Below are 11235 nucleotides of genomic sequence, written 5' to 3'. Positions count from 1 at the left end.
GGAGCCTCACTGCCATGCGTGAACATTCCGCCCACGACCCTTTCGAACGCCGCCCCGGCCGGGGTGAACGCGGACCAAGGGTATTCGCTCCCGGCGACCTCAAACTGTTGATGCTGTCGCTGCTGGCCGAGCAACCTGGCCACGGCTATGACCTGATCCGCCAGATCGAGAACCTGTTCGATGGCAGCTACACGCCCAGCCCCGGGGTCATCTACCCCACCCTCAACTTTCTCGAGGAAGCAGAGCTGATCAGCGGCCAGGTGCAAGGTAGCAAACGCCTCTACGCCATTACCCAGGCCGGCCGTACCGCCTTGGCTGAACAAGCCGTGGCGCTGGACGGCGTGCGCATGCGCATCGAAGTCAGCAAGCGCGCCCTGCGTGGCCACGACCGTCCGCCAGAAATTCACGAAGCGGTCGGCAACCTGCGCCATGCCCTGCACATGCACAGCGGCCGCTGGGCGCCGGACGAAATCGAACGGGTCCGCACCCTGCTCAACGACACTGCCAAGGCCATCGCCGCCGGGCCGGCCGCCCCTGCTAAGGAGAACCTCCATGAGTGACACCATCCACCGCGTCAATCACGAAATCCGCCAGCGCCGCCTGCAGGTACTGCGGGTTACCGACCTCACCCCGCGCATGCGCCGCATCACCCTCGCGGGCTCCGAGCTGGAAGGCTTCACCAGCCTGGGCAGTGACGACCACATCAAACTGCTGTTCGCCGAAACCGCCGAACAACAGCAGGCCATCGACGCCCGCAATATGGGCCGCGACGGCGGAGCGCGGCCTACCATGCGCGAATACACGCCGCGGCGCATCGACCTGGTCAACCAAGAACTGGACATCGATTTCGTCCTGCACGGCGATGGCCCTGCATCAACCTGGGCTGCACAGGCTGAACCGGGGCAGACGCTGACCATTGCCGGGCCACGGGCTTCGATGGTGGTCCCGGATATCTTCGACAGCTACCTGCTCATTGGTGACGAAACAGCCATTCCGGCCATCGGGCGACGCCTTGAAGAACTGCCGGCAGGCCGGCGGGTGCTGGCGGTCATCCAGATCGAGGATGAGCAGGAGCGCCAACCTCTGCCGAGCAAGGCTGAAGTGGAAGTCATCTGGGTGAAGCGGGATGAGGATTTACTGGCGCTGGTGCAGGGGTTGAACTTGCCTGAGGGCAAGCTGTACAGCTGGGTGGCACTGGAGAAATCGCTGACCCGGCAGACCAAGGCGCTGCTGCTGGAGAAAGGTGCGCCGGAAGATGCCCTCAAAGCGGCTGCCTACTGGCGGGCAGAAGGGACAGCGGACGACGAGTGATGTGCGTCGTCAGGCCCGGTCCTTTCGCGGTTTTACCCGCGAAGGGGCCTGTACAGGCCGAGCAAGCCGCCGCCCGCGCCAGCGATCGAGCCCAAGTAGTACCAGCGCAATTGCCCAGAACCCCGCCAGTACGCCCAAGGCATTGAGCATGACCTGCCCGTAGCCAAGGCTTGCAACGTCGATGAACGGATACGGGTATACCCCGATCTCACTCCCCCGCCACAGTGCGTAGCCGAAATACACCGCCGGGTACAGCGCCCACGGCCCCAGATGCCAGAGCCGCAAATGCCCCTTGGGCACGGCGAACCACCAATACACAACGTAAAGGGCCGGCATCACGTCGTGCAGCAGTTCGTCCGCCAGCCATTGCCAACCCTCGGGTTGCCACAGATGCCGCAGCAGCACGCTGTAGGCCAGTGCCACCAGCACGATGCTTGCGGCCACAGCGGAACTTACCGAGGGCGAAAGGAAGAAGCGCTTCACGCCCGATTCTCGCCCGAACGCCGCATAGCTGAGCACCGTCGCCACCAAGGTATTGGTCAACACCGTGAAATAGCCGAACACATTGATCAGCCCGCCAATCAGGCTCGCCGCTTCCTGCCAGCGCGCCAGCAGCACCAGGTACACCTGCACAGCAAGGCCCAACCAGCCAAGCACTGCGGCCAGGGTCAGCCAGGGATGACGCGGCATCTCAGGCGTTGCGCTGCAGTTTCACGTAGAGCTGCTCGACTTTCTCCCGAGCCCAGGGCGTCTTGCGCAGGAAGGTCAGGCTCGACTTGATGCTCGGGTTGCTCTTGAAGCAGCGCACATCCACGCGCTCGGCCAGGCCCTGCCATTGGTAGTGCGCCACCAGCTCGGTGAGGATCTGCTCGAGGGTCTTGCCGTGCAGCGCGTTGTGGTTGGCCGTGCTCATGCCAGTACTCCCGCGGATAAAAAGATGCGCACATTACACGAGTGTAGTGAGGAAGGGGACGCAGCAGCACCAATACAAAAACCGCTGGCAAACGGTGAAACCTCTGTGCTGAAATAGTGATGTTATATAGTAACAATACAAAAGCCTCTGCCAAGGACCGCCACTCTCCATGTTGTGCTCTCCCCTACGCCTCTCCCCCCTCGCCGTCGCCCTCTGGCTAGCCTCATCACCCAGCCAGGCTGTGGAACTCGAACCCCAGATCATCACCGCCAACCCACTGGGCAACCGCGAGCTGGCTGCCCCCAGCACCGTGCTCGAAGGCGACGAGCTGCTGCAGCAACAGCACGGTAGCCTGGGCGAAACCCTCAACAAACAGCCCGGCGTCGCCTCCACCTGGTTTGGCCCAGGCGCCAGCCGCCCGGTGATTCGCGGCCTGGACGGTGACCGTATCCGCATCCTGCGTAACGGCGTCGGCGCCCTCGACGCCTCGGCGCTGTCGTACGACCATGCCGTGCCACTGGACCCGGTAACCGTCGAGCGCGTCGAAATCGTCCGTGGCCCCGCCGCCTTGCTCTACGGCGGCAACGCCATCGGTGGGGTGGTCAATACCTTCGACAACCGCATCCCCGACGCGCCCATCGAGGGCATTCACGGTGCCGGTGAACTGCGTTACGGCGGTGCCGATACCACGCGCAGCAGTGCCGGCAAGCTGGAAGCCGGTGACGGCACCTTCGCCCTGCACCTGGATGCCAACAGCCGCCAGTTCAACGACCTGCGCATCCCAGGCTACGCACGCAGCTCGAAAGTGCGCGACGCTGATGAGCCCGGCAGCAAACACCGCCTGGAAAACAGCGACGGTCGCCAGGATGGCGGCGCAGTGGGCGGTTCCTACCATTGGGATCACGGCTATGCGGGCCTGTCCTACAGCCGCTACGACAGTAACTACGGCTCAGTGGCCGAGTCCGGTGTGCGCCTGGACATGAAGCAGGATCACTACGGCTTCGCCTCCGAACTGCGTGACCTCGAGGGCCCCTTCAGCTCGGTCAAGGTCGATGCCGGTTACACCGATTACGAGCACAGCGAAATCGAAGAAGGCGAAGTGCACACCACCTTCAAGAACAAGGGCTATGAGGCGCGTATCGAGGCTAGGCACCAACCGATCGGCCCGCTGGAAGGCGTGATCGGCGCCCAGGTCAGCCGCAACGAATTCTCGGCACTGGGTGAAGAAGCCTTCGTACCGCACACCGATACCGATAGCCTGGCGTTGTTCATGCTTGAGCAATGGCAGGCCACCGAACGCCTCAACCTGAGCCTGGGTGCGCGCCTGGAACACACCCGCGTCGACCCGGATGCCAAAGGCAACGAAAACTTCGTCGATGCCGACAGCGCCAGCAGCTTCAATGCCTTGAGCCTGTCTTCGGGGGCGGTGTACCAACTCGACCCGGTCTGGGCGCTCGCTGCCAACGTCGGTTACACCGAGCGTGCCCCGACCTTCTACGAGCTTTACGCCAACGGCGCCCACGTCGCCACCGGGGCTTATGAAGTCGGTGATGCCAGCCTGAACAAGGAAAAAGCCATCTCCGCCGACCTGGCACTGCGCTTCGACAATGGCACCCACAAGGGCAGCGTCGGGGTGTTCTACAGCCATTTTCGCAACTACATCGGCCTGATCGGCACGGGCAACATGCGAGAGGGCCATGACCACGACCATGGCGACGATGATCATGACCACGATCACGACGATGGGGATTTCCCTGAGTATCAGTACCAGGGCGTGCGGGCGCGTTTCTACGGCATCGAAGCCCAGGACCGTTGGCAGTTGGTCGAGAACCGCTACGGCAGTTTCGCTCTCGAGCTTTCGGGCGACTACACCCGAGCCAAGAACCTCGACAGCGGCGAGCCGCTGCCGCGCATTGCGCCTTTGCGGCTGAACAGCGGACTGGTCTGGGAGCTGGACCGCTGGCAGGCGCGCGTTGATGTGCAGCATGCCGCGTCGCAGCATCGCAAGCCGGCGAATGAAACCAGTACTGATGGTTACACCACCCTGGGAGCGAGTGTGGGGTATCGCTTCGATATCGGGCAGAGCCAGTGGCTGGCGTTCGTGCGCGGTGAGAACCTGACGGATCAGACCGTGCGTTACGCCAGTTCGATTCTGCGCGATATAGCACCGGCGCCGGGGCGTAGTGTGGAAGTAGGCCTGCGCACGACCTTCTGATCATCAAGGGGGCGCTGTGCGCCCCATTCGCCGGCAAGCCGGCTCCTACAAGGACCGTGCAGAGCTCAAGGGCACCGCTGAACCTGTGGGAGTCAGCTTAACGGCGACGGGCTGCAGAGCAACCCAACTCCCGCACTGTTACCCAGGCTGTAACAATCAACTGCGACAATTTGTCTTTTTTTCTTACAAGTTCCCCTATATCCTCCCCGCCGCAAGCTGAATCGCTTCACTCACCTTACCTGTCGCCATTTCCATCGAAGAGCTAGCTCATCGGTGCGCTTGCCGTTCTTTCGACAATCAAAAGATAGCGCTATCTCATGTTCTCACTGCCCAACATTCGCTACACCGGCACCGCTCTGATTGCCTTGACCGCCTGTTTTTCGTCCACAGCCAGCGCCAGTGAAATGTTCGCCAGCGACTCGCCATGGATGCTTGGTGACTGGGGCGGCACCCGCAGCGAGCTGCTGGAAAAAGGCTACGACTTCACCCTCGGCTACACCGGCGAGATGGGCAGCAACCTGCACGGCGGTTACGACCATGACCGCACCGCGCGGTACAGCGACCAGTTCACCTTCGGCAGCCACCTGGACCTGGAAAAAATCCTGGGCTGGCAAGACACCGAACTGCAGCTGACCATCACCGAACGCCATGGGGACAACATCAGCAACGACCGCATCAACGACCCGCGGGTCGGCGGCTTCACTTCGGCCCAGGAAGTCTGGGGCCGGGGTGAAACCTGGCGGCTGACCCAGATGTGGATCAGGCAGAAATACTTCGATGGCGCCCTGGACGTGAAATTCGGCCGCTTCGGTGAAGGCGAGGACTTCAACAGTTTCCCCTGCGACTTCCAGAACCTGGCCTTCTGCGGCTCGCAAGTAGGCAACTGGGTCGGAGGCATCTGGTACAACTGGCCCGTCAGCCAGTGGGCGCTACGTGTGCGCTACAACATCAACGACGCCCTCTATGCTCAGGTCGGGGTGTTCGAGCAGAACCCCTCCAACCTCGAATCCGGCAACGGTTTCAAACTCAGCGGCAGCGGTACCCAGGGTGCCGTAATACCGGTCGAACTGGTGTGGAGTCCGCAGGTCAATGGCCTGAAAGGGGAATATCGCGCCGGGTACTACTACAGTAATGCCAAGGCACAGGATGTTCTCAAGGACAGCAACGGCCAGCCGGCAGCCATCAGTGGCGCCGCCTACCGCAGCAGTTCGAGCAAGCACGGCCTTTGGATCGGCGCCCAGCAGCAGGTTACCTCGCTGGCCTCCGACCAGTCGCGCGGCCTGAGCCTGTTCGCCAATGCCACAGTGCACGACAAGAAGACCAATGCCATCGACAACTATGTGCAGGCAGGACTGGTATACAAGGGCCCCTTCGATGCCCGCGCCAAGGACGACATCGGTTTCGCCCTCGCTCGCGTGCACGTCAACCCCGCCTACCGCAAGAACGCCCGCCTGGCCAACCAGGCGGCAGGCCACTACGACTACGACAATCCGGGTTTCCTGCCCGTGCAGGACACCGAGTACAGCGCTGAACTCTATTACGGCATTCACCTGGCCGACTGGCTCACGGTGCGCCCGAACCTGCAGTACATCCGCCATCCGGGCGGGGTGTCGCAGGTGGACGACGCCCTGATCGGTGGCCTGAAGATCCAAAGCACTTTCTGACAACCCTTCACCTAACGGAGAACATACGATGAGCACTGACGGTGCCAAGAATGGAAGCCGCTGGCTACCGCGCCTGATGGGCGTACTGCTGTTGCTGATGGGCCTGGCCTTGCTGGCGGGCGGCATCAAGCTCAGCCAGCTCGGCGGGTCGCTGTATTACCTGATTGCCGGTATCGGCTTTGCCGTTTCGGGCGCACTGCTGCTGGCTCAGCGCCGACTTGCCCTGGGCCTGTACGGCCTTGTGCTGCTGGGCAGCACGGTATGGGCACTGCTGGAGGTGGGCCTGGACTGGTGGCAACTGGTGCCGCGCCTGGCCATCTGGTTCGCCATTGGCGTGGTACTGCTGCTGCCGTGGGCACGCCGCCCGCTGACCGGCCCGGCCAACAAGGCCAATACCGCCCTGCTCAGCCTTGCCGTGCTCGCCTCTGGCGCTTGCGCGCTGGGCAGCCAGTTCACCCACCCGGGCGAAGTGTTTGGCGAACTGGGCCGCGACAACAGCGAAATGGGCAGTGCCGCACCCGCCATGCCCGACGGCGACTGGCAAGCCTATGGCCGCACCGAGCATGGTGACCGTTATTCGCCGCTGCGCCAGATCACCCCGCAGAATGCCTACCGCCTGGAAGAAGCCTGGCGCATCCGCACCGGTGACCTGCCAACGGACAACGACCCGGTCGAGTTGACCAACGAAAACACCCCGCTGAAGGCCAACGGCATGCTCTACGCCTGCACCGCCCACAGCAAGGTGCTGGCCCTGGACCCGGACACCGGTGCCGAGATCTGGCGCTACGACCCGCAGATCAAGACCCCGGTGGGTACGTTCAAGGGCTTCGCCCACATGACCTGCCGCGGCGTTTCGTACTATGACGAGAACAGCTACGTCAGCCGCGATGGCAGCCCGGCGCCGAAGGTATCCGACGCAGGCCAAGCTGTCGCCCAAGCCTGCCCGCGCCGCCTCTACCTGCCGACCGCAGACGCCCGCCTGATCGCCATCAATGCCGACAACGGCAAAGTCTGCGAAGGCTTCGCCAACCAGGGCGCGATCGACCTGACTACCGGTATTGGCCCGTTCACAGCCGGCGGTTATTACTCCACCTCGCCGGTGGCGGTCACCCGCAGCCTGGTGATCATCGGCGGCCATGTCACCGACAACGAGTCGACCAACGAGCCTTCCGGCGTGATCCGCGCCTATGACGTGCACGATGGCCACCTGGTCTGGAACTGGGATAGCAACAACCCCGATGACACCCAGCCACTGGCCCCGGGCAAGACCTACAGCCGCAACTCGGCCAACATGTGGTCGTTGGCCAGTGTCGATGAAGACCTGGGCATGGTCTACCTGCCGCTGGGCAACCAGACACCCGACCAGTATGGCGCCAACCGTACCCCGGGTGCGGAGAAGTACAGCGCTGGCGTGGTCGCACTGGACCTTGCCACCGGCAAGGCGCGCTGGAACTACCAGTTCACCCACCACGACCTGTGGGACATGGACGTCGGCAGCCAGCCAACCTTGGTTCACCTGAAGACCAAGGAAGGCGTCAAGCCTGCGATCATCGTACCGACAAAGCAGGGCAGCCTGTACGTGCTCGACCGCCGCGACGGTAGCCCCATCGTGCCGATCCGTGAGATCCCGGTACCGCAAGGTGCGGTCAAGGGTGACCACACTGCACCGACCCAGGCCCGCTCCGACCTCAACCTGCTCGGCCCGGACCTGACCGAACAGGCCATGTGGGGTGCCACACCGTTCGACCAGATGCTGTGCCGCATCCAGTTCCGCGAACTGCGCTATGAGGGCCAGTACACTCCACCGTCCGAGCAAGGCTCGCTGGTCTACCCGGGCAACGTAGGTGTGTTCAACTGGGGCAGCGTCTCGGTCGACCCGGTGCGCCAACTGCTGTTCACCTCGCCCAACTACATGGCCTTCGTGTCGAAGATGGTACCGCGCGAACAGGTTGCCGCCGGCAGCAAGCGCGAAAGCGAAACCAGCGGCGTGCAGCCCAACACTGGCGCGCCTTACGCCGTGATCATGCACCCGTTCATGTCGCCGCTGGGCGTGCCGTGCCAGGCACCGGCCTGGGGTTACGTGGCGGCCATCGACCTGTTTACCAACAAAGTGGTGTGGAAGCGCAAGAACGGCACCACCCGTGACAGCACTCCGATACCGATCGGCATGCCGGTAGGTGTGCCGAGCATGGGCGGCTCGATCGTCACTGCTGGTGGTGTCGGCTTCCTCAGCGGCACTCTGGACCAGTACCTGCGCGCTTATGACGTGAACAACGGCAAGGAACTGTGGAAAGCCCGCCTGCCAGCGGGTGGCCAGGCCACGCCGATGACCTACACCGGCAAGGACGGCAAGCAGTACGTGCTGATCGTCGCCGGCGGCCACGGTTCGCTGGGCACCAAAATGGGCGATTACATCATCGCTTACAAACTCGCCGACTAAGCTACAAGCGGCAAGCTACAAGCTACAAGCTACAAGCGAAAGCGGGGCCTGAGAGGTCCCGCTTTTTTCTTGCAGCTTGAAGCTTGCGACTTGCAGCTTCTAGCTTGAAGCTTGAAACCCATTCCCCCGCGCCCCATCTAAGCACCATAGCCATTCACGCAGGTGCCCCATGAGCGACCAGCAGGATTTTCCGGAACAACCCGACGACAACAGCGATATCGAACACCTTGATGGTCAGGCCCAAACCGGCCATGGCCATGCTCTCGCCCTGCCCGGCCAACAATTGCCGGACAAGGTCTACGTGATTCCGATCCACAACCGCCCGTTCTTCCCAGCACAAGTCCTGCCGGTCATCGTCAACGAAGAGCCTTGGGCCGAGACCCTCGACCTGGTGGCCAAGACACCGGATCACTGCCTGGCGCTGTTCTTCATGGACACCCCCCCCGAAGATCACCGCCATTTCGACACCGCGGCCTTGCCGGAGTACGGCACCCTGGTCAAGGTGCACCATGCCAGCCGCGAAAACGGCAAACTGCAGTTCGTCGCCCAGGGCCTGACTCGGGTACGCATCCGCACCTGGCTCAAGCATCATCGCCCGCCCTATCTGGTCGAAGTCGAATACCCACGCCAGCCAAGCGAGCCGACCGACGAGGTCAAGGCCTACGGTATGGCCCTGATCAATGCGATCAAGGAACTGCTGCCGCTCAACCCGCTGTACAGCGAGGAGCTGAAGAACTACCTCAACCGCTTCAGTCCCAACGACCCATCGCCACTTACCGACTTTGCCGCCGCACTCACCTCGGCCACCGGCAACCAGTTGCAGGAAGTGCTCGATTGCGTGCCCATGCTCAAGCGTATGGAAAAAGTCCTGCCGATGCTGCGCAAAGAAGTCGAAGTCGCGCGCCTGCAGAATGAGATTTCGGCCGAGGTCAACCGGCAGATCGGCGAGCACCAGCGCGAATTCTTCCTCAAGGAACAACTCAAGGTCATCCAGCAGGAGCTTGGCCTGACCAAGGACGACCGCAGTGCCGACCTCGAACAGTTCCAACAGCGCCTGCAAGGCAAGACCCTGCCGGAGCAGGCAAAAAAACGCATCGATGAAGAAATGGCCAAGCTGGCCATTCTTGAAACCGGCTCTCCCGAATACGCCGTCACCCGCAACTATCTGGATTGGGCCAGTGCCCTGCCCTGGGGCGTGTATGGCAAGGACAAGCTCGACCTGAAGCATGCGCGCAAGGTGCTCGACCAGCATCACGCGGGCCTCGATGACATCAAGGAACGCATCTTGGAGTTCCTCGCCGTGGGCGCCTGGAAGGGCGAGATCAGTGGTTCGATCGTACTGCTGGTGGGCCCGCCTGGCGTGGGCAAGACCAGCATCGGCAAGTCCATCGCCGAATCGCTCGGCCGCCCGTTCTACCGGTTCAGCGTTGGCGGCATGCGCGACGAGGCCGAGATCAAGGGGCACCGGCGCACCTATATCGGCGCCCAACCAGGCAAGCTGGTGCAGGCCCTGAAGGATGTCGAGGTGATGAACCCGGTGATCATGCTCGACGAGATCGACAAGATGGGCCAGAGCTATCAGGGCGACCCTGCCTCGGCGCTGCTGGAAACGCTGGACCCTGAACAGAACGTCGACTTCCTCGACCATTACCTGGACCTGCGCCTGGACTTGTCCAAGGTGCTGTTCGTGTGTACCGCCAACACGCTGGATTCGATCCCCGGCCCACTGCTCGACCGTATGGAAGTGATCCGCCTGTCCGGCTACATCACCGAAGAGAAACTGGCCATCGCCAAGCGTCACCTGTGGCCCAAACAGCTGGAAAAGGCCGGCGTGGCCAAGACGAGCCTGGCCATCAGCGATAGCGCCCTGCGCGCAGTGATCGAGGGCTATGCACGCGAAGCCGGCGTACGCCAGCTGGAAAAACAGCTGGGCAAACTGGTGCGCAAGGCCGTGGTCAAGCTCTTGGAAGCCCCGGATGCCAAGCTCAAGATCGGCGCCAAAGACCTGGAGGCCGCGCTCGGCATACCAGTGTTCCGCAGTGAACAGGTGCTGGCAGGCAAAGGCGTGATTACCGGCCTTGCCTGGACCAGCATGGGCGGCGCGACATTGCCGATCGAGGCAACCCGCATCCACACCCTGAATCGCGGCTTCAAGCTCACCGGCAAGCTGGGTGACGTGATGAAGGAATCTGCCGAGATCGCCTACAGCTACGTCAGCTCTAACCTCAAGCAATTTGGTGGTGATCCGGCTTTCTTCAACGAAGCCTTCATTCACCTGCACGTGCCAGAAGGTGCCACGCCCAAGGATGGTCCGAGCGCCGGTATCACCATGGCCAGCGCACTGCTGTCGCTGGCCCGTGACCAGGCACCGAAAAAAGGGGTGGCCATGACCGGCGAGCTGACCCTGACCGGGCAGGTGCTGCCGATTGGTGGCGTGCGGGAGAAGGTGATCGCAGCGCGGCGGCAGAAGATCTTCGAACTGATCCTGCCAGAGCCCAACCGCGGGGACTTCGAAGAATTGCCTGAGTACTTGCGTGAAGGGCTGACCGTGCACTTTGCCAAGCGCTTTGCCGACGTGGCTAAAGTGCTGTTCTGACCCGCAAAGGCCTCATCGCCGGCAAGCCGGCGATGAGGCCGGCACTGATAACACAAAACCCGTCTATCATCGGTTATCCTCAGGCCTTCGCCAGCC

Annotated in this window: 8 protein-coding genes; 6 read left to right on the top strand and 2 right to left on the bottom strand. The window is 62.6% G+C overall.

What is annotated here, in order from left to right:
* Nucleotides 1–14 precede the first annotated feature (14 nt).
* Together ACW4TB_RS14105 and ACW4TB_RS14100 are read left to right on the top strand one after the other, a co-directional pair.
* The gene (locus ACW4TB_RS14105; RefSeq protein WP_012313006.1) at nt 15–560 is read left to right on the top strand and encodes a PadR family transcriptional regulator; all 546 of its coding nucleotides are present in this window, start codon (nt 15–17) and stop codon (nt 558–560) included.
* On the top strand, nt 553–1311 hold the full coding sequence (locus ACW4TB_RS14100) for a siderophore-interacting protein (protein ID WP_279929572.1): 759 nt from the start codon (nt 553–555) through the stop codon (nt 1309–1311). Before ACW4TB_RS14105 ends, ACW4TB_RS14100 begins: the two co-directional genes overlap by 8 nt.
* 9 nt (nt 1312–1320) lie before the next feature.
* On the opposite strand, the gene ACW4TB_RS14095 is transcribed toward ACW4TB_RS14100, so the two are convergent.
* Nucleotides 1321–2001 (bottom strand): Pr6Pr family membrane protein, encoded by a 681-nt coding sequence (locus ACW4TB_RS14095; RefSeq protein WP_279929570.1) that lies wholly within the window; start codon nt 1999–2001, stop codon nt 1321–1323.
* Between the two features lies 1 nt (nt 2002).
* The gene (locus ACW4TB_RS14090) at nt 2003–2224 is read right to left on the bottom strand and encodes a VF530 family protein (protein WP_279929568.1); all 222 of its coding nucleotides are present in this window, start codon (nt 2222–2224) and stop codon (nt 2003–2005) included.
* A gap of 241 nt (nt 2225–2465) precedes the next feature.
* Between ACW4TB_RS14090 and ACW4TB_RS14085 the strand changes: the two genes are divergently transcribed.
* The 4 genes from ACW4TB_RS14085 (at nt 2466) to lon (ending at nt 11139) form a co-directional block, all read left to right on the top strand.
* On the top strand, nt 2466–4439 hold the full coding sequence (locus tag ACW4TB_RS14085) for a TonB-dependent receptor (protein WP_455843000.1): 1974 nt from the start codon (nt 2466–2468) through the stop codon (nt 4437–4439).
* A gap of 317 nt (nt 4440–4756) precedes the next feature.
* Nucleotides 4757–6103, top strand: a complete 1347-nt coding sequence (locus tag ACW4TB_RS14080) for a carbohydrate porin (RefSeq protein WP_012313001.1) — start codon at nt 4757–4759, stop codon at nt 6101–6103.
* Nucleotides 6104–6131: 28 nt separating this feature from the next.
* Nucleotides 6132–8543 carry a glucose/quinate/shikimate family membrane-bound PQQ-dependent dehydrogenase gene (locus ACW4TB_RS14075; protein ID WP_012313000.1) on the top strand — a complete coding sequence of 804 codons (2412 nt, stop codon included), beginning with the start codon at nt 6132–6134 and terminating at the stop codon, nt 8541–8543.
* A 169-nt stretch (nt 8544–8712) separates the two neighbouring features.
* Entirely contained in the window at nt 8713–11139 is a 2427-nt protein-coding gene (gene lon, locus ACW4TB_RS14070; RefSeq protein ID WP_279929563.1) for an endopeptidase La, read from the top strand.
* Nucleotides 11140–11235 lie beyond the last annotated feature (96 nt).

Source organism: Lelliottia jeotgali, from assembly GCF_977070485.1.
Note: the sequence above shows the minus strand (reverse complement) of the source record. Positions and strands in the feature narration are given on the sequence as shown.